Origin of the sequence: Duganella caerulea, from assembly GCF_040362985.1 — a bacterium.
Lineage (GTDB): Bacteria > Pseudomonadota > Gammaproteobacteria > Burkholderiales > Burkholderiaceae_D > Rugamonas > Rugamonas vulcania.
The window spans coordinates 14,074-35,839 of sequence record NZ_BPWJ01000006.1 but is presented as its reverse complement, the minus strand read 5'-3'; the positions used below and the strand labels follow the sequence as shown (position 1 = coordinate 35,839).

The following is a 21,766-nucleotide window of genomic DNA, read 5'->3' as shown; positions in this document are numbered from 1 at the left end:
CTCCCAAACAAATCCACGCAGGTATGCAATACTCTAGGTCGATTTTTATTTTTGTGCTTTGGAAAGAGTGTGCGATGTGGACTGGTATCTTGTGCGGCTTGCTGGCGGGCGCGATGTGGGGCATGGTGTTCATCGTGCCGGAATTGCTGACGGCCTTCACGCCGCTGGAGATGGCCTGCGGACGCTACATCGCGTACGGCGTGATCGCGGCCGGCCTGATGGCGCCGCGCCTGCCCGCCCTGCTGCGCCGCCTGGACCGCGGCGATGTGGTCGCGATGATCAAGCATGCGCTGACCGGTAACATCGTCTACTACATGCTGCTTGCGCTGGGCGTCAAGCTGGCCGGCGTGGCGGCCACCTCGCTGATCATCGGGGTGCTGCCGATCTCCGTCACGCTGATGGGGAGCAAGGACCATGGCTCGGTGCCGCTCAAGCAGCTGACGCTGCCGCTGCTGCTGGTGGCGGCCGGCATCGCCTGCATCAATATCGATGTGTTCTCCCACGACGCGGGCAACGGCGCGCCGCTGCCGGACAAGATCCTCGGCGTGCTGTGCGCGGCCGGCGCGCTGTTGTGCTGGACCTGGTATTCGGTGGACAATGCGCGCTACCTGAAGCGCAATCCGCATTTCAGCAGCGGCGAGTGGTCGGCCTTGTATGGCGTGTCGAGCGGCTTGATCTCGCTGGCGATCGCGCTGGTGGCGCTGGCGCTGTTCCATGCCGACGTGACCGGCGCCGGCGCCGTGGCCAGCGGCCGCGATTGGACGCTGTTCTGGTTCGTCAACGCGCTGATGGCCCTGGGCGCCTCGGTGATCGGCAACCATCTGTGGAATGTCGCCAGCCGCAAGGTGCCGCTGACCTTGTCCGGCCAGCTGATCCTGTTCGAGACCTTGTTCGCGCTGCTGTACGGCTTTATCTACAAGCAGCAGCTGCCGCGCGCGCTGGAGATCGCCGCCATGCTGCTGCTGGCGGGCGGCGTGCTGTGGTCGATGCGCGTGCATGCGCTGGACGAGGCCAGCGAGGCGCATGCCGGCTAGCGCGCCGGCCAGTTCGCCGTCTATTCGGGCTTGAGGCGCTCGGCCACCAGCTGCGCCATCGGATCGTCGCCCAGGCCCGCCACCACGCCGCGCTGGTCGGCGGCGCTGCGGTTCTGGTTGACCTTCCATTTGCCCACCAGGCTGTCGATCGGGATCTCGATGCCGATGATGGCCTTCATGGTCGCGGCCATGAAGTCGGCGGGCGCGTCGTCCAGCTCCCACGGCTGCGGCATGCCGCCTTCGTGGACGGCGGTAAGGTGGTCCAGCAGGCGGCGCAGCCAGAACGGATCGTCCACCACGCGGCCGGTGCCGCGCGCCTGCACCATCACGTAGTTCCAGGTCGGCACCACCTTGTGCGTGGTGCGCTTGGTTTCGTACCAGCTCGGGCTGATGTAGGCCTCCGGTCCCTGAAAGACCACCAGGCACGAGGTCGCCGTCTCCAGCTTGCGCCACAGCGGGTTGGCGCGCGCCACGTGGGCGCGCAGCACGCCCAGGCCGCTATCGCCCTCGTCGGCGTACAGCATGAAGGGAATCAGGTCGGCGGTGACGCCGCCGGCATCGGCCAGGATCAGCGTGGCCAGCGGAAAGGCGCGCATCAGGCCGTGGCGGACTTCGAGACGGTCTTCGGCGAAGGCGGGTTGCAGATACATGGCGGCTCGGGTGGCGTGAACGATGAGGCCAGTGTAGCAGCGGCGCGCACGGGCGGACAGTGCCAGCGCGGCCTGCCCGCGTGGGGCCAAGGATTAGTCCAGCAGGCCGTTCTCGCTCAGCACGTCCTGGATCAGCTCCAGGCGCAGCACGGGATTCTCCTGCAGCAGCAGGCGCTGCTTCTCGCTCACGTCCAGCCGCAGCAGCTCGCACCAGCGGTTCGCCACCCAGCCGGCTTCGTCCAGCCGGTACGGCGGCGCCAGCGGCATGTTGGCGGTGGAGATCTGCTTCTTCTGCAGCGAGCGGATCAGCGAGCCCAGCGCATTGGCGACGTCCTGCTGCTCGGTGGGAACGGGCACCACCATGTCTTCGGGGACCCGGTCGACCTCGGCCATCCACAGGCCATGCTTGAGCTTTTCGGCCGAGCGGATCTGGAAGCGCGTGGTGCCAATGCAGGAGATTTGCAGCAGCCCGGGCAGCGGCGCGGTCCAATCCAGGATGCGCGCCATGGTGCCGGCGTCGGACAGGGTTTCCTGCATGTCGGGAATGCGCGTTTCACTGCCTTCGAGCAGGGGGACCACGCCGAATTCTTCGCCATTGGCGATGCAGCGCTTGATCAGGTCCAGATAACGTACTTCAAACACCTGCAATGGTAAATGCCCGTCCGGGAACAGGATGGTATTCAGCGGGAAAAGAGGAATTGATGCCATTCCACTATCATCTCACGAAATGGCTGTGACCGGTCTAGACAGGCGACACTAACCTTAACGCCAAGTTAAGGGCGGGGCTAATTTAACGCCTCTTTCAGCATAAAAGCAACGTCGCGTGGCGACAGGAGATATAGAACCGCAATCAAAGCGGAGAATAAGATTCGCGGGGACTCGGGATGTATCGCGCCCCGAAAAAGAGAAAAGCCGGGACCGGGGTTTATAAAAACATATAAACCCCGCTCCCGGCTCCCGGCAAACCGGCGGTGCGGCTTACTTAATCAGATACTGCTCTTTGTCCTTGCCTTCCAGCCATTTCGGAGCACGGCCACGGCCGGTCCAGGTCTGGCCGGTGGCGTCGTCGCGGTATTTGGTCGGCACCGGCGCGCGGGTTTTGACCGTCTTCACCTTGGCTACGCCGCCCAGATCCGCCACGGTCAGGCCGTATTCACGCATGATGGCCGTGACTTTCTCTTTCGCCTGCGCGATTTCATTTTTGCGGGCGGTTTCGGCCAGATTTTCCAGTTCGGCGATCTTTGCTTTGTATTCCTGGTAAGTCGTCATCTTATTTCCTTCTATCGGCAGGTTAGATTCTAAAAAAACCACTGGTGACAATGTGTGAGATTTGATAGCCGCAATTTACCATACCTTTGCACCAATTCTCCAGAGATATACGCGACAAATACCAATATAGCTATAAAAACGAATATTTTCCACCACTGTTGTTCAATTGAAGCGCGTATCGGACGGTTTTACGACGGCACGGCAATATGCTCCGCTTCGGAGAATAGCGCCCGGTGGATTAACTGTTTTCTATTCAGCCGCACAGCGGCCGGTGGACGATGCCGTCCTTCACCACTTTGCGGATCAGGTTGGCCAGGCGGCAGGTGGCCGGGCCGGCCACCTCGGGGTTGGCGACGATCAGCGACAGCGACTGCTTGCGGCGCTGCCCCACGCGCAGCGGCAGCGGCTTGAGCAAGCCTTGCTCCAGCTGGGTTCGTATCTTGTGCTCGGGCAGCCAGCCGAAGCCCAAGCCGTTGCAGATCATCTCCAGCCGCGTGTGCGGACTGGTGACGGTCCAGCGCTGGTTGCTGCTGAGCCAGCCGTGGTCGCGCGGATTCAATGTGCCCGAATCGCGCACCACGATGTGCAGGTTGCGGCCCAGGTCTTCCACCTCCAGCTCGCGGCCCAGCTCGTGCAGCGCGTGGCAGGGATGGGCCACGGCGATGAATTCGATATCCATCAGCACGTCGCCCAGGAAGCCCGACGGGATGCGGCTGGCGATGGCGATGTCGACCCGCTGTTCGACCAGCGCGTCCTCGGAGCCGGACAGCACGGTCTCCTCCAGGTTGACACGGGTGTGCTTGGCCCAGGGCTCGAAATCGCGCAGCACCTGCACCAGCAGCTCGACCGGGAACAGGCTGTCGACCGCGATCGAGACCTGCGGCTCCCAGCCCTCGGCCAGGCTGGTGGCCAGCTGCTCGAGCTGGAAGGCGCCGCCCAGCAGCTCGCGCGCCTTGGCCAACAGGGCCGCGCCGTTCTGCGTCAGGCGCGCGCGGCGGCCGTCGATTTCCAGCAACTCCACGCCCAGTTGTTCCTGCAGCTTGGCCACCATGTAGCTGACCGACGACTGGCTGCGGTGCAGCGCCTCGGCCGCCTGTGCGTAGCCGCCGCATTCGACGATCGCCTGCAGGACCTGCCACTGCTCCAGCGTGCTGCGAGGGATCTTCACTTCGATTCCATCACGAAGGTGCCGTCCCAGTCGTCCGGCGGCGGATTGGCCGCCATGTGCAGGCCGCGCTCGATGTACAGCGCGGCCACACGGTCGTGCGGATTGAGCGACAGCACCTCGTTGAACAGCTTGCCGGCGGCCGACCAGTTGCGCTTGCGGTAGCTTTGCAGCGCGTTGCGGAACAGGCCCATGGCCTCGACCAGGTTGGGATAGCTGTCCTCGCTGTGGTAATCCATCACCTCGTAGATCGACACCGGCCGGGTCTTGCCCTTGACCACCACAATGTCGACCTCGCGCAGGCGGTAAGTGCCCCGCAGCGCCCGGTAGGTGAACTCACTGATGAGGATGTGGGCGCCGTACTGCTTGCAGGCCGATTCCAGCCGCGCCGCCAGGTTCACGCCGTCGCCGATGATGGTGTAGTCCATGCGCTTCTTGGAGCCGATGTTGCCGGAGACGACCAGGTCGGTGTTGAGGCCGATGCCGATCTCCACCGGCGGCTTGCCCTCGCGCGCGCGCAGCTGGTTCCAGGCGCGCAGCTCGGTCATCATGGCGATGGCGGTGCGCAGCGCGCGGTCGGCGTCGTCGTCGTGGCCGACCGGGATGCCGAAGGCGGCCATGATGGCGTCGCCAATGAACTTGTCGAGCATGCCCTCCTCGCGCTGGATGCAGTCGACCATCATCGTGAAGTATTCGTTGAGCAGTGTGACCGTGCCCTGCGCGCCCAGCTGTTCAGTGATGGTGGTAAAGCTGCGGATGTCCGAGAACAGCACTGTGGCCGGGACGTTTTTACCGCCCAGCATTTCGGCGCCGTTGGCCACCATCTGGTCGGCGATGCCGGGGTCCATGTAGCGCGACATGGTCGAGCGCAGGCGCTTCTCGCTGGAGATGTCCTCCAGCATCAGCATCCAGCCGATGCGCTTCTTCTCCATCGACAGCAGCGGCTGCACACTGAAGTTGACCGACAGCGTGGCGTCGTCCACCACCAGCTCGGCGTCCATCAGGTGTTCGGCGCCCTGGTTTTCCTCGACCTGGCGCAGCTTGTCCATCACCCAGCTGTTGGCGCCACCGAAGAAATCCTGCGCCGGGCGGCCGAGGATGGCTTCCGGCCCGGTGCGCAAAATCCGCAGGCCGGCGGCGTTGCAGGTGACGATCTTTTCCTGCCCGTCCAGCGTGATGACGCCGTTCGACATCGACTCCAGCATGGCCTCGTTGTAGTTCTTGATTTGCTGGACGTCGGCGAACAGCTTGGCGTTCTCCAGCGCGATCGAGATCTGCGCGGTGAAGGCGCGCAGGCGCGATTCGTCCTCGTGCGTGAACGGCCCGCCGCGCTTGTTGAGCACCTGCGTCACGCCGATGATCTTGCCGGCCTTGTTGACGATGGGGACGCACAATATCGAGCGCGTGAAGTAGCCGGTGCGCTTGTCGAAGGCCGGGTTGAAGCGCAGGTCGGCGTAGGCGTACGGGATGTTGATGGTCTTGCCCGACGTGAAGACGGCGCCCGCGATGCCGGCCGTGTTGGGCAGGCGGATCTGCAGCGACTCCAGGCCCTGCCCCACTTCCGACCACAGCTCGCCGGTCTTCTCGTCGTTCAGGAACAGCGTCGAGCGCTCGGCGTTGAGCAGGCGCGTGGCCTCGCCCATCACCTTTTGCAGCAGCGAGCCGAGCTTGATGTCGGCCGTGACCTCGGATACCACGTCGATGAATTCCATCTCCTGGCGCCGGATCTTCTTCATGCTTTCGAGGAAGCGCGCGCTTTGCAGCGCCAGCGTGCCCTGCGTGGTGAGCGCCTCCAGCAGCTGCAGGTCGGCGCGGGTGAACTTGCCGCGCCGCTTGTTGAGCGTCTGCGATACGCCGATGATCTCGCCCTTGAAGGTCTTGATCGGCACGCACAGGATGTTGCGGGTGACGAAGCCGGTCTGCTCGTCGATGGAGCGGTTGAAGCGCGGATCGGCGTAGGCGTCGGCGATGTTGAGCGCCTCGCCGGTGGTGAACACGTGGCCGGCGATGCCGGTGTGGTTCAGGAAGCGGATCTCGCGCTGGATATTGCCTTGCGCGACGCGGGAGAACAGCTCGCCGGTCTCGGCGTCGTTGAGGAACAAGGTGCCGCGCTCGGCGTCCAGCTCCTCGGTGGTGACGTCGATCAGCGCGGTGAGGATTTCGTCCAGCGTGTCGTAGGCGGCCATGCGGCGCGACACTTCCAGCAGCAGCTCGACCTGGCGCAGCCGCTTGCGTTGGGCGCCGGCGACCGCTTGCGCCGACGCCGCCTCGCTTTTTGCGGGCGGCTTGACCGGCACGCTGCGGATCGCGGGCTTGGCGCTCATGCGCGCGTCTCCAGCGTGTCGCGCAGCGCGCGGATGGTGTCGTGCAGCTGGGCGACTTCGCCGTGGTGGAGCGTGCTGGCCTGTTGCAGCGCGTCAAGCTTATCCTGCGTCATCCGCTCCAGGCTGGCGCGCAGGGCGGCGACGGTCTCGCGCAACTGGGTGATCTCGCTGTGGGCGAAGGACAAGGCGTCCTGCACCGCGTGCTGGCGTTCCTGGTGGGACAGCTCCAATTCCGAGCGCAGCACGACCACGGTGCGCTGCAAATCGCGCACTTCGGCCAGCGCCAGACGCAGGGCTTCATCGTCCGGCTGGTTGATCTCGGTAACTTTAGGCTTTTTCAGAGGGGGCCCGCGGCAATTAAGTACACCGAAGAATCATATCACCTCGGAATCATGCCATCAAAAACGCTTTTCGACCGTGACGCGCAGCTGGGTTTCGCCGGTGGCCACGTTCAGCCGGTTCTGCGTGCCGTTGGCGTCGCTGTACAGGCTTTCCGTGACGTAGTCCTGCGCCAGCAGGTTGGAGACGGCGACCCGCAGGTTGTTCTGGGTGTCGATTTTCCACAACGCGTACACGTCCAGGTCGCGGCGCACGCTAGTGTAGCCGCCCTGCGTGCCGCTCAGGCGCGCCAGCCCGCCGTTGCGGAAGCTGAAGCTGCCGCCGGTGCTGAGCGCGCCGCTTGGGCTCTTGTAGTCGACGCCCAGCGTGGCGCTAAGCGGGGTCTGCTGGTCGAGGCGGTTGTCCGGGCCGGGCACGCTTTCCACGCGCGACCAGTTGCGGCTGACGCTGGCGCGCAGGTCCAGCGCCGGCGCGTGTTCCAGCACCGCGCGCACCGGGAACTTGGCTTCCAGCTCGATGCCGCGGGTCTCGGCGCGGCCGTCGTTGATCGAGGTCGAGACCCAGCGATCATCTTCATACAGCAAGCCCTGGTGGGTGTAGTTCTCGATGCGGCGCATCGAGGCGCTGGCGCTCAGCAGGCCGCCCTCGCCCCAGTAATGCTCGAACGAGGCGTCCAGGCCCAGCGCCAGTTCCGGCTTCAGGTGCGGATTGCCACGGCGGTCGGGATCGGTCGGGCTGTTGTTGGTCGAGGTGAACTTGCGTGGAATCAGGCTGGCCGTGGACGGCGCCTTGTAGGTGCGGGTCAGCGCCAGGCGCAGCTGGTCCTTCTTGTTCGGGAATTTGTACAGCGTCTGCATCAGCGGGCTGAGCACGCTGGAGCGCTGCTGCACGGCGTCGAAGGTGTTGCCGTCGCTGCGGGTGTCCAGGCCTTCCCAGCGCAGGCCGGTGTAGAGCGACCATTGCGGCGTCAGGTTCCACTCGTCCTGGCCGTACAGCGCCAGCCGCGTGACCTTGGCCGAGAAGTCTTCGTCGCTGTTGTCCGGCGTGGCGCCCGGCAGCGCGGCCTCGCGCTGCATGCGGGTGTCGTCGCGCTTGGTGACGCCGGCGTCCCAGCCCATGGCCAGCGCGTGCTCGGTCGGCGCCTCGCCCTTGCCGTCGGCCGGCGCCGCGCCGAAGGTCAGCGGCCGCGAGTACTTGCCCTGGGTGCTGAAGCCCTTTTCGCCGCTGGTCGAGATGACGGTGCGTTCCAGCGTGGCCGGCAGGCCGTTGTTGCCGCCGAACTGCAGGGAATCGCTGGTGTTGCGGTTGTCGCTGACGCCGGCCTTCATGTCCAGCTTGGCACCGCCGCCGAACTTGTGTACCCAGTTCAGGTCGGTACGGCCGAAGGCGTTGTGGCTGCTGAAGGTGCTGTCGATGCGGTCGTAGTCCGGGCCCCGGCCCAGCGTGGTGCTGGTGCGGCCGTGGCTGTTGTTGGCGAAATGGTTCAGGTTGACGAAGGTTTGCGAGGTCAGCGTGTCGCCGTTGTCCAGCGTCCAGTTGATGCGCGGCGACAGGTTCAGGCCGTCGGCGCGGCCCTGGTCGCCCCACGTGGCAACACGGTCCAGGTTGGGCTGGCCGTTGGCGTCGGTGCCGGTGTCGTACGACGGCGACGTGCGGTTGTACATGTAGCGCCAGGCGTTGCCGCCAAACGAGTAGGAGGTGCCGCCGAGCTTGTCCGACATCTGCAGGCTGAGGGACGGCGAACTGAACTTGCTGCCCTTGGCCTCGCTGAGCTTGACTTCGCGCTGGGCGGACTTCAAGGCTTTCTTCAGCACGATGTTGATGGTGCCAGCGATGGACTGCGTGCTGAACTCGGCGCTGGCGGCGCGCAGGACCTCGATGCGTTCGATCACCTCCGGTGCCAGGCTGTCGATGGCGAAGCCGGCCGGGGCGCGCTCGCCGTTGATCAGGATCTGCGTGTAGCCGCTGCCCAGGCCGCGCATGCGGATCTCGCCGCCGCTGCGGCCGGCCGCGCCGCTGACCGTGATGCCGGGCACGCGCTTGAGCACGTCGTTGACCGAGGTGTCGCCGTATTTCAGGATCTCCTCGCTGGTGACCACGGTCTTGCTGGCGGTGTCGTCGCGGCGCGGGTCGTAGCTGGCGGCGGCACCCTTGATCTCCACCTTCTGCATCGGCGCCGGCTTGGGCTGCCCGGCGGGCGGCGTTTCGGCCTCGGCGCGGACGGCGCCGGCGTAAAGGGACAACATGGCGGCGGCGAGCTGGGTCAGGCGGAATTGGCGGGCAGGCATAATTCTGGAAGGCAAGTTATCGGACAAGTGCGCGCATTATGCCTTGTTTTAAACAAAATGTTCCGGATTTGGCAAGTTGCGCTCCTTGTTTAGTCCATTTTTCTAAACCGCGCCGGCGGCCGGCGCTATAATGCGCGATCGTTCATTGTATGGATACCCTATCGTGTCTCGTCTTGCTGTCCTGCCACACTACCTGCTTCCCAAGGGAGCGCTGACCAATTTTGCCGGCCGCGTGGCCGGCGCCAAATGGGGCGGCAAAACCACCTGGCTGATCCGCTGGTTCGTCGGCAAGTACAACGTCAACATGGACGAGGCGCTCGATCCGAACATCGAGAACTACGGCAGCTTCAACGAGTTCTTCACGCGCGCGCTGCGCCCGGACGCCCGCCCGATGGCGGACGCCGACTACATCTGCCCGATCGACGGCCGCATCAGCCAGTTCGGGGCTATCAAGGACGACCAGATTTTCCAGGCCAAGGGCCATAATTTCACGACCACGGCGCTGGTGGGCGGCGACGCCGAGCTGGCCGCCAAGTTCCAGAACGGCAGCTACGCCAACCTGTACCTGAGCCCGCGCGACTACCACCGCATCCACATGCCCTGCGACGGCAAGCTGACCCGCATGATCTACGTGCCGGGCGAGCTGTTCTCGGTGAGTCCGGCGGCCGCGCGCGGCATCCCCGGCCTGTTCGCGCGCAACGAGCGCGTGGTGTGCGTGTTCGACACCGCGCACGGGCCGTTCGTGATGACCCTGGTCGGCGCCACCATCGTCGGCAGCATGGCGACCGTGTGGCACGGCGTGGTCAATCCGCCGCGCATGCCGCATGTGTGCGAATGGCAGTACGACGACCAGAATATCGTGCTGAAAAAAGGCGAGGAACTGGGCCGCTTCCTGCTCGGCTCGACCGTCGTGATGTTGTTCCCCAAGGATGTGCTGAGCTTCAATCCTTCGTGGCAGCCTGCCGGCGCGGTCCAGCTGGGCCAGGCGATGGCCAACCTGAAGAAGTAAGCTTCATCGCTCCACCGGACGGCCGTCCTCGAAGGCGGTCTCCAGCATGTCGAGGAACACCCTGGTCTTGGCCGGCATCAGCCGGCGGCCGGGGAACACCGCCCAGCCCGTCACTATCGGGAACGACCACTCCGGCAAGACCCGCACCAAGTCCCCACCCTGCAGATACTCGCGCGCGATCAGCTCGGTCGAGGCGGCGATGCCGACGCCGGCCGCCGCCATGCGCACCAGCATTTCCGGCGAGTTCGCCATCAGGCGCACCGGCAGCTCACGTTCCCATTCCACCTTGCCGCGCAGGAGCTTCCAGCGCGTGAGGCCGTTCAGGCGTGGCGGCAAGCTGAGCAGGTCGTGCTTGAACAGGTCGTCGGGATGCTCGGGCAGTCCGCGCAGCGAGGTGTACAGCGGCGACGCGTACAGCGCGATCGTGCTCAGCGTGACGCGGCGCGCGGCCAGCGAGGCGTCGTCCGGCAGGTTGCCCATGCGGATGGCCAGGTCGAAATTCTCCGCCACCAGGTCGACCCGGCGCGGCGACAGGTCCAGCTCCAGCGAGATGGCCGGGTACTGGTTCATGAAGCGCGCCATCATGCGGCCCAACGTCAGGTTGGCGAAGTCGGCCGGCATCGACACCCGCAGCAAGCCGCTGGGCGCGCCCTGCCGGTGCTGCGCCAGCGCGCCGGCCATCTCGGTTTCGTCGGCCACCCGCCGCGCGTGCTCCAGCAGGCTGGCGCCGAACTCGGTCAGCACCAGCTTGCGCGTGGTGCGCTGGAGCAGGCGTTCGCCCAGTTGCGCCTCCAGCAGCGAGATCCGGCGCGAGACCGTGGATTTGGGCAGCTGCACGCGCTGCGCCGCCAGGCTGAAACTGCCGCATTCCACGATGCGGGCAAACAAAAGCAGGTCGCCAGGGTCGATTTCCATAGGATTGTTCCATCAGTGGACTAATGTTATCCATTTTAACGGCTTCCGGAATGAATTTGAAACGATTAAAGTAACTCCATCGCAGCACAAACCCAATATCAGGAGCAACACCATGAACATCTTGCAAATCAACTCCAGCGCCCGCAGCACCGGTTCCGAATCCACCCGCCTGGCCGACGCCATCGTCGCCAAGGTCCGCGCCGCCAATCCGGCCGCCACGCTGCTGCGCCGCGACCTGGCAGCCGATCCGCATCCGGTGATCGACGAGCCGACGCTGCAAGCCCTGTTCACCCCGGCCGACCAGCGCACCGAAGCCCAGGCCGCCCGCGTGGCGCTGGATGATGCGCTGATCGCCCAAGTCCAGGCTGCCGACGTGATCGTCATCGGTGCGCCGACCTATAACTTCGGCATCACCGCGCAGCTGAAAAGCTGGTTCGACGCGATTGCCCGCGCCGGTGTGACGTTCAAATATGGTCCGACCGGCCCGGTCGGCCTGTTGACCGGCAAAAAAGTGTATGTGGCGCTGGCCCGTGGCGGCATGCACCGCGATGCGCCGACCGATACGCAACTGGCGCACATCAAGATGTTCCTGAACTTCGTGGGCCTGACTGACGTGCAGTACGTGTTCGCCGAAGGCATGGGCATGGGTCCGGAAGCCGTGGCCAAGGCGCAGGCTCAAGCGGAAGCTGAGATCAACGCAGTACTGGTGTAACACTAGCAAACAAGGAGAATGCCATGACCGACCAAGTAAGCAGCCCTCGCGGCGTAGAACGCATCATCAGCGGCCAGGCCGTCATGGACGGCGCCGGCGTCAAGATCAACCGCGTGCTGACCCAGCCGCTGCAGCGCCGGCTGGATCCGTTCCTGATGCTGGATAATTTCGGCAGCGACCAGGCCAACGACTACATCGCCGGCTTCCCCAGCCATCCGCACCGGGGCTTCGAGACCGTGACGTACATGCTGGAAGGCCGCATGCGCCACAAGGACAGCGCCGGCAACGAAGGCTTGCTGACCAACGGCGGCGTGCAGTGGATGACGGCCGGGCGTGGCGTGATCCACTCGGAAATGCCGGAGCAGGAAGCGGGCGTGATGGAAGGCTTCCAGCTGTGGCTGAACCTGCCTGCGAAGGACAAGATGCAGGCGCCCTGGTATCGCGATTTCAACGGTGCCGATGTGCCGGCCTTCACCACGGCCGACGGCGTGGACGTGAAAGTCATCGCCGGCAGCAGCCACGGCGTGGCGGGCGCGGTGCAGCGCGAGGTGACGCAGCCGATTTATCTCGACATCCATCTGCCCGCCGGCGCCAGCTTCAGCCAGGCGCTGCCGGAGGGCCATAACGCGTTCATCTTCACCTATCGCGGTGAGGTGAATGTGGGCGACAAGGCGGTGGCGTCGGGCCGCATGGCGATCCTGGCCAACACGGCAGGCGCCGATGGTGTGACGGTGCACGCGGCGGAAGCCAGCCGCCTGATCCTGGTGGCAGGCCAGCCGCTCAACGAGCCAATCGCGCAATACGGCCCGTTTGTGATGAACACGCAGGCCGAGATCTTCGCCGCCGTCGAGGATTTCCGCGCCGGCAAGCTGGGCGAGGAAGCCCACGCTTGACGCTGCGATAGCCGTGGCAACCGCCGCCGGACAGCCAGACTGTCCGGCGGCGCGCCCGTTCAGGGCATGCTGATGCGCTTGGTTTGATACGCCGGGTCGGCCGTGATCTGCGCCTCGGTGTAGGGCTGGGTGATCCATGCCTTGCGCGAGAAGCGCTCGGTCTGGTCGGCAAAGTACGGCGACGACGGCTCGCTCGATTGCGAATAGCTCAGCATGGCCTGCGCCACCGGGCCGTTCTTGTCGAAAGTGACGGCCTGGATATAGCTGGTGCCGTCGGTGACGTCGCGCAAGCCGCCGCCGATGTCGACGCTGGTGATGGCGTTGTACACGCCGTACACATCCTCGCCGCCGTGGATCGGGATCTTCTTCGCGCCGCGCACCGCCACCTGGATGTCGCCCCACTTCGCGTCCGGCGACCAGCCTTTGGCGGCGGCCGCGCGCACCGTGTCCTGCAAGGCCAGCCGCACCGCCGACGCCACGCCGGCGTCGGCCAGGTTCAGGCCGCGCGGCGTGTGCACCGGATCGGCCGGGTCGAACGGCACGGCCCACACATCCTGGTCGCGCACCCGGTCCCACATGCCGGCGAAATACGCGTAACCGATGTTCGCATCCAGGTTGGCGCTGCGGTCCCACGCGCCCAGCTTGGCGCAGGCCACCGCGAGGTCGGCGCCGCTACACACTTTCAGCACATCGTCCATGACCTGCTGCGCCATGTAGACCTGGTTGTTCAGGGCGATCTGCTGCAGCTGCGCCAGGCTCATGCGGTTGCCCGGCAGGCCGTCGGTGCCGGCCAGGCGCGCTTGCAGCTGGCTGATGCCGATGCGGGTGCGGCCGCTCTGCTCCGTCCCCTGCTGGCTGACAATGGCCGGGAACGACACCAGCGGCGCCGCCGGGTTGGTCAGCCAGGCGCTGTCGTTGGAGTTTTGCACGAAGTCGCTGCGCGTCAGCGTCGGCAGGCTGGCGCCGGAGAAGATGCCGGCCTGCGGCGCGGCCGGGTCGACGCCCCACGCGCAATCCGCGCGGCTGCCGTCAAGGATGATGATGCCGAAGCCGGCCAGCTGCTGATCCGCCGCCGATACGCACGCGGCCTGCTTGGCCAACGAAATGTTCGGCACCGCCGTCACGTCCAGGTACAGCGCCTGGCCGTCCTTGTCGGCCGCCAGCGTGTTCACCCACGGCAGCCCGACCGTGCGCACGATAGCCTCCTTGAACTCGGCCAGCGACGCGGCGCGGTCCATCGCGTACCACTGCGTCAGCAGGCGATGGTTGTCCTGGTTGGCATCGCCCAGCGCGTAGGCGGTGGTCCGGTCCCAGCTGGCCACGCCCGGCACCACGGCGATGCGGCCGAATTCGGTGCTGTAGAAGTCGCGCGACTGCTGCTTAACGACGCCGTCCGCACCTTTCACGTCGACCGTCACGGTGCGCTTGGTCATGCTCTTGCTCTGGCCGTCGACCAGGTACCGGGTGGGATCGGCCGGATCCAGCTTGAGCCGGTGCAGCGTGAAGTGCGCCGAGGTGTTGACGGTGTGGCTCCATGCCAGGTTCTGGTTGAAGCCGATGTTCACCAGCGGCATGCCGCCCAGCGCGGCGCCCATCACGTCCAGCTTGCCCGGTATCGTCAGATGCAACTGATAGAAGCGCAGCGGGCCCTTCCACGGGAAGTGGGGATTACCGAGCAACATGCCCTGGCCGTTGTCGGTGGCGTCCTTGCCCAGAGCGACCGCGTTGCTGCCGGTGCGCTGATGCAGGCGGCGCCAGTATTCGGGGCTCAGCACGTTCGGCTCGCCGGCCGGGGTGGCCGCTTGCGTGCGGTTACTCCGCGCCGCCGGCGCACCCGGCGGCGCGGCGCCGTACAGCGCGGCCATGAACTGGCCGGAGCTGCCTTCAACCGCGTAGCGCCGCATCATGCGTATCGCGTCAAGCTCGCTGAGCTCGCGCAGCCACGGCGCGCCCTTGCATTCGCCCGGCAGATTGGCGGCGCCGGTTTCCTTCAGATACTGGTTGTAGCCGGCCACGTAGCCCTGCACCAGCGCCTTGATCTCCGCCGGCTGGGCAGCCCAGGACTGGTTCACCGCCTCGTCGTCGTTCAGCATCCGGTAAAAATAGTCGGCCGCCAGGTTGGTGCTCTGGTAGCCGATGCGGGTTCCGTCCGGCCCGAAGAAGCGCGAGCGCTGACCGCTGGCGGTGATGACTTCCTCGGCCAGCGTGCACAGGTTGTCCTCGGCGTAGGCGTAGCCCACGCCGTAGCCGATGTCGCCTTCGCTGCTGCCTTTGATGTGGGGAATGCCGAACGCGGTGCGGCGGATTTCGGCCTGGTACTTGGGCGCCGGTTTGACCGGATCGACCGGCTTGTCCGGCGAGCTGCTGCCGCCGGAACAGCCGGACAGGGCGACCAGTGTCGGCAGCAGGACACGGGCCAGACGCAAAGTGGGAGATGTCATGGAAAGTTCCTTCATCGGATGGGGTGACAAGGTGCGCAATATTGCCAACCTTCCAAGAAAAATCCATCGGCTTTTGAAAGGGTCTGCCGCTTGGAACAGATGGTGGCGCCCGGCGATACCGGCGCCAGCAGAGTTGGTGGCGTCTGTCGGAGTTTAAGTCGCGCCGGCGGATGCACGCTCCCCGGGACGAAAGCTGATTGATGCGCATCAGGTCCGGTAGAGTCTCGCGTCTCAGGATAAAATGCCGGGATGATGCCCACTATCCTCAAATGGCTGCGCTACCTGAGCCACGTCCTCGGCTTTGAGACGGCCGAATCCTTCCCGCCCGGCCATCCGTATGAACGGACGCGCTGGAATGGCGCGTATTTCGATATCGCTTCGGACGTCAAGCCGGACCAGATCGAGAGCCGGCTGTGCGAGGCGATCAGCAATACGCCGCTGGTGTTCGGCTACATCACCAATCCGACACCGCGCATGCAGCGCGCGCTGCTGGCGATGCTGGAGGAACGCATGCGCAACAACCGCGGCCGCGCCAGCGAGTTGGCTGCATTGTTGGTGAACGCCTACGACAGTCCGCACATCACCGAAGTGGTGCCCGGCCTGCGCGCCTCCATCGCCGCGACCCGCCATGAGGACATGGGCGAACGTGCGCGCAGCGTGATGGCCTTCCTGGGTTCGATGCAGTCGCCGTTCGATGTGATCGAGCTGAATTAAGCGATAACGCCAGCCGGCGCCGCCGGCCGCGCGAAATTACCCGGCACGTAGCGGTCGCGCAGCTTCATGAACGGCGTCTCCACCAGCAGGTGCAGCAGCCAGCCGGCCAGCAGGCTGGCCGCGCTCATCAGCACGATGGCCTGCCAGCTGTTCGGCCCCCAGCCTTCCGCCTGCAGCGGCGCGCGCAGCAGCACGCATAGCGTCTTGTGCGTCAGGTAGATCGCGTACGACCACAGCGCGATGCTGGCCGCGCCCGGCACGCGCAACCGTTGCAGCAGCGAACCGGGGCTCAAGGCTGCGACCAGCAGCAGCGTAAAACTCAGGCCCAGCAGCGGATAGCCGGCCACCGTCATCGCATAGCCGTAGTGATCTTCCAGGAACAGTGACCACGTCAGTGCCAGCAACGCCGCGCCGGCCGCCAGCGCCCAGTTGCCGCGCGAGGTCAACCGAGTCCAGGCGTTTGCATGATAGTTCTTCACCAGCGCCAGCGCGACGCCAGCCACCAGCTCGTCGAAACGGCACAGCGACGAATAATAGATCAGCGTGTAGTAATGAAAACCGCCCTGCTCCTCCGGCCCCACGTATTGCGTCCACAGATGGCTGCGGATCGCCATGCCGGCCAGCAGCATGCCGACCACGGCCAGCCAAGCCAGCAGCAGCGGCTTGCGGCAAGCCGCGATCGCCAGCGCCACAGCCGGCAACAGGAAGTAGAACTGCTCCTCCACGCACAGCGACCACGCGTGCGAGAACGCCGTGCCCGGCATCAGCTGGATATTCTGGGTGAAGGTAAGGAACTTCCACAGCGGCGGCAGCACGTTGGCGCCGCGGAAAGCCGGCCACAAGGCGTACAGCGCCAGCACGAAGTAAAAATTCGGCAAGGTGCGCAGCAGGCGGCGCGCGTAGAAGCGCAGCAGCGAGAAGCGTTCGCCGCCTTCCGACTGCCGTGAACGGCGGATGCCGCCCAGGATCTGGTTGCCGATCAAATAGCCGCTGAGGGCGAAGAACAGGTCGACGCCGGTCCAGCCAACCTTGCCGAACCAGCCGAAGGTCGGGCTGGCGCTGACGAACAGCATGTAATGGTTGGTGAACACCAGCACGATGGCCAGCGCGCGCAGGGTGTCGAGGCCGGCGTTGCGGCCCTGGGATGTGGGATTCATGCCCGCATCTTAACAAATCAGGGCGAGATCACCATGTTGAGGACGTTGTTGGTCACGTTCAGCACGGCCGTGCTGCCGGCCGCGATCGCGAAGTTATGGCTGTGGCCCGAATAATAGTCGACGGTGCCGAGCCGGATGCTGTCGATCGCCGCGCTGACGCCGTTGCTGATGGTATAGGCCGCCAGCAGCAGGTCCGGCGCCGTGACGAACTTGAGCACCAGGTCCTGCCCCGTGTTGTTGAGAAAAATCGTCTTGGCCGGCTTGACCGTCTTCAGCGACACCGTCTCGGTGAATTGTATTATTTGCATCACAGCACCCGGAACAGGCCCGCCGGATAGCCGTCGTTGGTGCGGGTCAGGTCGACGCTGATGCGCTTGCCGTCGTCGACCAGCAGGCTGGCGGACGCCAGTTGCTTGAGGTTGAAGCCGACATAGTCGCGCGAGCCGTGGTATTCCGGCGACGGCGACAGCCAGCTCAGCGCCGCCAAGCCCCTGAGCAGCATCGTCTCGCAGCAGGCGCCGGAGCCGTACACGCCGACCTGATACTTGGGCTCGCCCGGCCCGGCCGCGCGGAACGCCTGGTTGACGCCCTCGAAATAGGCGCTGACCGGGCCGGTGATCGCCTCATCGGACGGATTGAAATCCACCGCGAAATAAATCGCCGAGCCGGACGGCTGGGTGATGACCTGCTGCGCCATCAAATACGCGGCGGCACCGTCGGCGCAGCCCTGGGCGCGGCTGAAGTAATTCAGGTGGTCGCCGCCGGCCTGCCACAGCGCGCCGATCTGGATGCTGGCATCCGTCAGCGAGCGGGCCTCGGCCAGCGACAGGCTCTTGCCCGCCTGATGGCTGTAATACCGGATCGCGAAATCAATCCCTTGTTGCTTAATTGCTATTGCGTGCTGCGTCAGTTCAAATGGCGCTTTCAGGCCAGTCAGAACAACCATGACATCTCCGATAGAAAGGGGTGTGGTTTCCCCGCGTTAATGTTAATATTTGCAAAAGATGTAGATATGAAACAACTGTAGTCAATCCGCATGGAATTGGCCTTCGGAAAACCTTCCGGCATCCAAGTCATTGATTACAAATAACTTATCGCTGAACCAAGAAGGTCCGTGTGAATCACAAAAGCTTTCGTTTCGGGCAGTGGCGGGTCGATCCCGCCACCAATACACTCAGCTGCGGCGACCTGAACCGCCAGCTCGAACCACGCGCCATGGATGTTTTGTTGTATTTGTGCAAACATCCGCACGTGGTCGTGTCCGCCGAAACCTTGCTTGACGCGTGCTGGGGCGACGTCTCCCCCAGCGACAACGCGGTCCACAAAATCATCACCCAGCTGCGCCGGGCGCTGGACGACTCGGCGGTCGAGCCGCGTTATATCGAAACCATCCGCAAGCGCGGCTACCGGCTGCTGGCCGAGCTGAGCTACGATGACGACGTCAGCAACGGCAGCTGGCTGCACGCCTCGCCGTTCCGCGGCCTGGAAGCGTTCGAGGAACAGCACGCCGCGATCTTCTTCGGCCGCAAGCTCGGCGTCGACCAGCTGGTGCAGGTGGTGCTCAGCCAGGTCCAGGCCGCGTGCGCGATGGTGCTGGTGCTGGGGCCGTCCGGCGCCGGCAAGACCTCGCTGGTGCAGGCCGGCCTGATCCCTGCGCTGAAGGCGGGCGCCGCGCCGGCCGAATCCGGCCTGGCCATCGCCAGCCATGTGCAGCTGGACTGCGCCGACATGGGCCAGTCCGGCCTGCTCGAAACGCTGGCCAGCGTGCTGCTCGATGCCGAGCTGGATGGCAATCTGCTGTTTGAAAACACCAGCGCGGTGGCGCTGGCCCAGCGCATGGCGCAGGACCTGCCGGGGCTGATCGAGCACTTGCAGGCGCGGCTGCCGACGATACGGCTGATGCTGTTCATCGACCGTTTCGAAGCCATCTTCCGGCTGCCGCATATCAGCGAGCAGGAGCGCGCCGCGTTCATCCACGTGCTCGACCAGCTGGCGCGGTCCGGCTGCATCCTGATCGTGCTGGCCTGCCGCAACGACTTCTACCCGCACCTGAGCGCCTATCCCGCGCTGATGAGCATGAAGCTGCGCGGCGGCCACTTCGACCTGGCGCCGCCCGGCGCGGCCGATATCGCGCAGATCATCCGCCATCCGGTGCAGGTGGCGCAGCTGCGCTACACGGTCGACGCCGAGACCGGCGAATCGCTGGACCAGGTGCTGATCGACGCCGCCAAGGCCGGACCGGACACGCTGCCGCTGCTGCAATACTGTCTGCAGGAGCTGTACCGGCTGCGCAGTGCCGACGGCGAGCTGAGCCACGCCAGCTTCCACGCGCTGGGCGGGCTGGAGGGCGCGATCGGCGCGCGCGCGGAACAGGTCATCTCGGCGCTGGGCAGCGCGCAGATCGCCGCCTTGCCGCATGTGCTGTCGCAACTGGTGCTGGTGGCCGAGGATGAATCGACAGTCACCTCGCGCCGCGTGCCGTGGTCGGCGCTGCGCGACGAGGCGGACCATGGGCTGGTGCAGGCGCTGGTTGACGCCCACTTGTTCGTCAGTGATTTGCATGGCGGCGCGCCGGCGTTTGGCATTGCGCACGAAGCGCTGCTGCGGCGCTGGCCGCGCGTGGTGGCGTGGATCGAGGAGCATCGCCAAGCTTTGCAGGTGCGCAGCCGCATCAGCGCGCAAGCCAGGCGCTGGCAGGACAGCGGCCGGGCGCGCGACATGCTGCTGCCGTCCGGCACGCAGGTGAACCAGGCGCGCCAGCTGCTCAAGACCAGCGGCTTCAGCTTCACGCCGCAGGAGCAGGCTTTTGTGCAGGCATCGCTGCAGGGCGTGCAACGCGGCGAGCGGCTGCGGTTGACGATCACCATCGTCATGGCCGGCCTGGCGCTGCTGGCCGGCGCCCTGTTCCTGATGGCGCGCTCGGCGCAGCAAGCGGCCGAGCAGCACCGCACCGAGGCCGAGGAGCTGATGGGTTATATGCTGGGCGACTTCGTCGACAAGCTGCGCCCGCTAGGTAAGCTGGACTTGCTCGATAGCGTGAGCAACCGAGCGTTGAAGTACCTTTCGGATAAAACCAATTTCAACGACAGCTATGCGGCCCTAACTCAGCGAGTCAAAACTTTACAACTAATTTCCGAAGTCAAGACCAAACGGGGAGATCCCACCGGCGCCTATGCCGCATTACAAGGCGGACGAGATATTCTGCACCAACAGCTGAATTCCAAACCGAATGACACCGTCTTACTGAAAAGCGCGGGGGAGAATGCTTTTGGACTGGGACAAATCCACTTCGACCGCAAGGAGTGGGAACAGGCACAGCATTATTTTGAAGAATATCGGACATTTAGCGACCGCTTTGCCGAGGTAGCGCCCTCGAATCCCGACAGCTGGATAGAACAATCGTATGCACACAATACCCTGGGCACGCTCGCCTTGAGACGTAGCGATGTGCGGCAAGCGACCAAAGAATTTATGCTGTCGGTAAATTTGAAAACTCGCGCATTTAACCAAGCTCCAAAGGATAAGCAACTAACGGCAGGCTTAGCTGATAGTCTATCTTGGCTTGCAAGCGCCCAACTGCAATTGGGACAGTTGACTGAGGCTGAGGCGCTATTCACGCGACAATTGGCACTCTTACAGTCACTTCGTCAGGCTAACCCGAATGATGTACTTTGGCTAAAGCCCCTCGCAGCGGCATGGCTACATCAGTCGGAAGTAAAATTGGCAGTGGGTGACATCAACAATAGCGCTAGCGCCCTGAGCAATGCACAAGAGTTGCTCACTTCTCTGGTCGCACAAGATCCAAGCAACCGCTCTTGGCAACGAGACCTCTTTATTGCTCAACTGAAAATACTGGACCTTAAAGGTGCCGATATGGACCAAACGCAGGCATTTCTGCAATTGGACCGCCTTCACGAGGGGTTATCGGCACTCAGCAAATTAGAGCCGAAGAAGCTAACACTACAAATGTTGGTGGCAGCAGTCAAACAACGCAAGGCCGCAATTGAACTCCGTCATGGCAAGGTTACCAACGCGGCTACAACTCTGCGGTCCTCTATCGATCAATTACGGCAAATTTATGCAAAGGCACCAACCGACCAGATAATTCGTGGCTACTTACTGGAGGCGTTAATGTTAAGTGCAGAAATCAATTTTTCATCGAATGACACCGCCGCCGCGCACCTCGACTGCAAGGCAGCCCAAGATATTCTGTCGCCACTGATAACCGGTACCGCTGATTTCCGAGTCCTGGCACCGTGGGTAAAAACCCATGCCTGTCTAAATGTTCATGTAGAAGCAACCGCAGCACGCAAGCAATTGGAAGTAATGAACTATAAAGACCCGACTTACCTGCAATACCTTGTTACTCACCCACCAAAGAAAGAAAATTCATGACTACATCGGTACCAGCAACCACCTTTCAAAACATTCAAGTTTGGGTCAAACCAAAAGAAAACAAACCAGGGCACTATGACGTCGTCACCGACCCGATCAATCCGAAGATAACTAATCCAGATACGGTTATTAACTACCAGATCGTGGACACCGGTGGCTATGAGATTGTCTTTACCGGTATGTCCGTCAAGCCAAATGACAATAATCAATTGAGCGAGGCAAGCGTGAGTATCGATGGAAAATTATTGACCTTTAGCGACGCCAACACCGTCAAAATGGCACTGGCGATCACATTAAAATTCAAAGATAAAGACAAAGTGGAGTTTTCACACGATCCGCAAATCGAGAACGACCCCGAATAAATTGTGTCTTTGTAGATGATATCTACCTACTTACGGCAGTCGGAGCAGCGCGAAGATTATATATTCAGTGCGAGGCACATCTCCTCAATAACCACAGGA

The 21,766-nt window shown here is 63.9% G+C and carries 19 protein-coding genes; 7 read left to right on the top strand and 12 right to left on the bottom strand.

Annotation, left to right across the window (positions count from 1 at the left end; all coding sequences use genetic code 11):
• Positions 1 to 74: 74 nt before the first annotated feature.
• A complete protein-coding gene (locus ACUJB0_RS18885) occupies positions 75 to 1,034 on the top strand; it encodes a DMT family transporter (protein WP_444846547.1) in 960 nt (319 codons plus the stop codon).
• A gap of 20 nt (positions 1,035 to 1,054) precedes the next feature.
• Here the strand turns inward: ACUJB0_RS18885 and ACUJB0_RS18880 are convergent, their stop codons facing one another.
• The 7 genes from ACUJB0_RS18880 to ACUJB0_RS18850 all read right to left on the bottom strand — a co-directional run bounded on the left by ACUJB0_RS18880 (position 1,055) and on the right by ACUJB0_RS18850 (position 9,069).
• Positions 1,055 to 1,684 (bottom strand): FMN-binding negative transcriptional regulator, encoded by a 630-nt coding sequence (locus ACUJB0_RS18880; RefSeq protein ID WP_444846546.1) that lies wholly within the window; start codon positions 1,682 to 1,684, stop codon positions 1,055 to 1,057.
• A gap of 93 nt (positions 1,685 to 1,777) precedes the next feature.
• Positions 1,778 to 2,392, bottom strand: coding sequence for an LON peptidase substrate-binding domain-containing protein (locus ACUJB0_RS18875; protein WP_444846545.1), 615 nt, complete (start codon positions 2,390 to 2,392; stop codon positions 1,778 to 1,780).
• Between the two features lie 270 nt (positions 2,393 to 2,662).
• Positions 2,663 to 2,953, bottom strand: coding sequence for an H-NS histone family protein (locus tag ACUJB0_RS18870; RefSeq protein ID WP_161085055.1), 291 nt, complete (start codon positions 2,951 to 2,953; stop codon positions 2,663 to 2,665).
• A 253-nt stretch (positions 2,954 to 3,206) separates the two neighbouring features.
• Entirely contained in the window at positions 3,207 to 4,121 is a 915-nt protein-coding gene (locus ACUJB0_RS18865) for a LysR family transcriptional regulator (RefSeq protein WP_444846544.1), read from the bottom strand.
• A complete protein-coding gene (locus tag ACUJB0_RS18860) occupies positions 4,118 to 6,442 on the bottom strand; it encodes a GAF domain-containing protein (protein WP_444846543.1) in 2,325 nt (774 codons plus the stop codon). Before ACUJB0_RS18860 ends, ACUJB0_RS18865 begins: the two co-directional genes overlap by 4 nt.
• Complete coding sequence (locus ACUJB0_RS18855) at positions 6,439 to 6,714, bottom strand: hypothetical protein (RefSeq protein ID WP_444846542.1); 276 nt, start codon at positions 6,712 to 6,714, stop codon at positions 6,439 to 6,441. Before ACUJB0_RS18855 ends, ACUJB0_RS18860 begins: the two co-directional genes overlap by 4 nt.
• A gap of 126 nt (positions 6,715 to 6,840) precedes the next feature.
• Entirely contained in the window at positions 6,841 to 9,069 is a 2,229-nt protein-coding gene (locus ACUJB0_RS18850; protein WP_444846541.1) for a TonB-dependent receptor plug domain-containing protein, read from the bottom strand.
• Positions 9,070 to 9,229: 160 nt separating this feature from the next.
• Between ACUJB0_RS18850 and asd the strand changes: the two genes are divergently transcribed.
• The gene (gene asd, locus ACUJB0_RS18845; protein WP_444846851.1) at positions 9,230 to 10,078 is read left to right on the top strand and encodes an archaetidylserine decarboxylase; all 849 of its coding nucleotides are present in this window, start codon (positions 9,230 to 9,232) and stop codon (positions 10,076 to 10,078) included.
• 3 nt (positions 10,079 to 10,081) lie between these two features.
• Here asd and ACUJB0_RS18840 read toward each other — a convergent pair whose 3' ends face one another.
• On the bottom strand, positions 10,082 to 10,993 hold the full coding sequence (locus tag ACUJB0_RS18840; RefSeq protein WP_444846540.1) for a LysR family transcriptional regulator: 912 nt from the start codon (positions 10,991 to 10,993) through the stop codon (positions 10,082 to 10,084).
• 112 nt (positions 10,994 to 11,105) lie between these two features.
• Here ACUJB0_RS18840 and ACUJB0_RS18835 point away from each other — a divergent pair, with 112 nt between their 5' ends.
• Both ACUJB0_RS18835 and ACUJB0_RS18830 read left to right on the top strand, forming a co-directional pair.
• Entirely contained in the window at positions 11,106 to 11,705 is a 600-nt protein-coding gene (locus ACUJB0_RS18835; protein WP_444846539.1) for an FMN-dependent NADH-azoreductase, read from the top strand.
• A 23-nt stretch (positions 11,706 to 11,728) separates the two neighbouring features.
• Positions 11,729 to 12,598, top strand: coding sequence for a pirin family protein (locus tag ACUJB0_RS18830; RefSeq protein WP_444846538.1), 870 nt, complete (start codon positions 11,729 to 11,731; stop codon positions 12,596 to 12,598).
• Positions 12,599 to 12,657: 59 nt separating this feature from the next.
• On the opposite strand, the gene pvdQ is transcribed toward ACUJB0_RS18830, so the two are convergent.
• Positions 12,658 to 15,039 carry a bifunctional acylase PvdQ gene (gene pvdQ, locus ACUJB0_RS18825; protein WP_444846537.1) on the bottom strand — a complete coding sequence of 794 codons (2,382 nt, stop codon included), beginning with the start codon at positions 15,037 to 15,039 and terminating at the stop codon, positions 12,658 to 12,660.
• A gap of 249 nt (positions 15,040 to 15,288) precedes the next feature.
• On the opposite strand from pvdQ, the gene ACUJB0_RS18820 reads away from it, so the two are divergent.
• Positions 15,289 to 15,753: a hypothetical protein gene (locus ACUJB0_RS18820; RefSeq protein WP_444846536.1), complete on the top strand. Its 465-nt coding sequence runs from the start codon at positions 15,289 to 15,291 to the stop codon at positions 15,751 to 15,753.
• Here the strand turns inward: ACUJB0_RS18820 and ACUJB0_RS18815 are convergent.
• Genes ACUJB0_RS18815 through ACUJB0_RS18805 form a run of 3 tightly spaced genes read right to left on the bottom strand, consistent with a single transcriptional unit; the run spans position 15,750 to position 17,856 of the window.
• Positions 15,750 to 16,910 carry an acyltransferase family protein gene (locus tag ACUJB0_RS18815; protein WP_444846535.1) on the bottom strand — a complete coding sequence of 387 codons (1,161 nt, stop codon included), beginning with the start codon at positions 16,908 to 16,910 and terminating at the stop codon, positions 15,750 to 15,752. The genes ACUJB0_RS18820 and ACUJB0_RS18815 overlap by 4 nt on opposite strands.
• Positions 16,911 to 16,927: 17 nt before the next feature.
• Positions 16,928 to 17,218: a hypothetical protein gene (locus ACUJB0_RS18810; RefSeq protein ID WP_444846534.1), complete on the bottom strand. Its 291-nt coding sequence runs from the start codon at positions 17,216 to 17,218 to the stop codon at positions 16,928 to 16,930.
• Positions 17,218 to 17,856: a DUF1906 domain-containing protein gene (locus ACUJB0_RS18805; RefSeq protein WP_444846533.1), complete on the bottom strand. Its 639-nt coding sequence runs from the start codon at positions 17,854 to 17,856 to the stop codon at positions 17,218 to 17,220. Before ACUJB0_RS18805 ends, ACUJB0_RS18810 begins: the two co-directional genes overlap by 1 nt.
• 170 nt (positions 17,857 to 18,026) lie before the next feature.
• Between ACUJB0_RS18805 and ACUJB0_RS18800 the strand changes: the two genes are divergently transcribed.
• The gene (locus ACUJB0_RS18800) at positions 18,027 to 21,305 is read left to right on the top strand and encodes an nSTAND1 domain-containing NTPase (RefSeq protein ID WP_444846532.1); all 3,279 of its coding nucleotides are present in this window, start codon (positions 18,027 to 18,029) and stop codon (positions 21,303 to 21,305) included.
• A complete protein-coding gene (locus ACUJB0_RS18795; RefSeq protein WP_444846531.1) occupies positions 21,302 to 21,667 on the top strand; it encodes a DP-EP family protein in 366 nt (121 codons plus the stop codon). Before ACUJB0_RS18800 ends, ACUJB0_RS18795 begins: the two co-directional genes overlap by 4 nt.
• Positions 21,668 to 21,766: the final 99 nt, after the last annotated feature.

Coding starts and splice junctions, on each gene's coding strand:
- ACUJB0_RS18870 (WP_161085055.1), bottom strand. CDS start 2,953: ATGACGACTTACCAGGAATACAAAGCAAAGATCGCCGAACTGGAAAAT.
- ACUJB0_RS18885 (WP_444846547.1), top strand. CDS start 75: ATGTGGACTGGTATCTTGTGCGGCTTGCTGGCGGGCGCGATGTGGGGC.
- ACUJB0_RS18835 (WP_444846539.1), top strand. CDS start 11,106: ATGAACATCTTGCAAATCAACTCCAGCGCCCGCAGCACCGGTTCCGAA.
- ACUJB0_RS18795 (WP_444846531.1), top strand. CDS start 21,302: ATGACTACATCGGTACCAGCAACCACCTTTCAAAACATTCAAGTTTGG.
- ACUJB0_RS18880 (WP_444846546.1), bottom strand. CDS start 1,684: ATGTATCTGCAACCCGCCTTCGCCGAAGACCGTCTCGAAGTCCGCCAC.
- ACUJB0_RS18815 (WP_444846535.1), bottom strand. CDS start 16,910: ATGAATCCCACATCCCAGGGCCGCAACGCCGGCCTCGACACCCTGCGC.
- ACUJB0_RS18875 (WP_444846545.1), bottom strand. CDS start 2,392: ATGGCATCAATTCCTCTTTTCCCGCTGAATACCATCCTGTTCCCGGAC.
- ACUJB0_RS18805 (WP_444846533.1), bottom strand. CDS start 17,856: ATGGTTGTTCTGACTGGCCTGAAAGCGCCATTTGAACTGACGCAGCAC.
- pvdQ (WP_444846537.1), bottom strand. CDS start 15,039: ATGACATCTCCCACTTTGCGTCTGGCCCGTGTCCTGCTGCCGACACTG.
- ACUJB0_RS18860 (WP_444846543.1), bottom strand. CDS start 6,442: ATGAGCGCCAAGCCCGCGATCCGCAGCGTGCCGGTCAAGCCGCCCGCA.
- ACUJB0_RS18840 (WP_444846540.1), bottom strand. CDS start 10,993: ATGGAAATCGACCCTGGCGACCTGCTTTTGTTTGCCCGCATCGTGGAA.
- ACUJB0_RS18820 (WP_444846536.1), top strand. CDS start 15,289: ATGATGCCCACTATCCTCAAATGGCTGCGCTACCTGAGCCACGTCCTC.
- ACUJB0_RS18830 (WP_444846538.1), top strand. CDS start 11,729: ATGACCGACCAAGTAAGCAGCCCTCGCGGCGTAGAACGCATCATCAGC.
- ACUJB0_RS18810 (WP_444846534.1), bottom strand. CDS start 17,218: ATGCAAATAATACAATTCACCGAGACGGTGTCGCTGAAGACGGTCAAG.
- ACUJB0_RS18850 (WP_444846541.1), bottom strand. CDS start 9,069: ATGCCTGCCCGCCAATTCCGCCTGACCCAGCTCGCCGCCGCCATGTTG.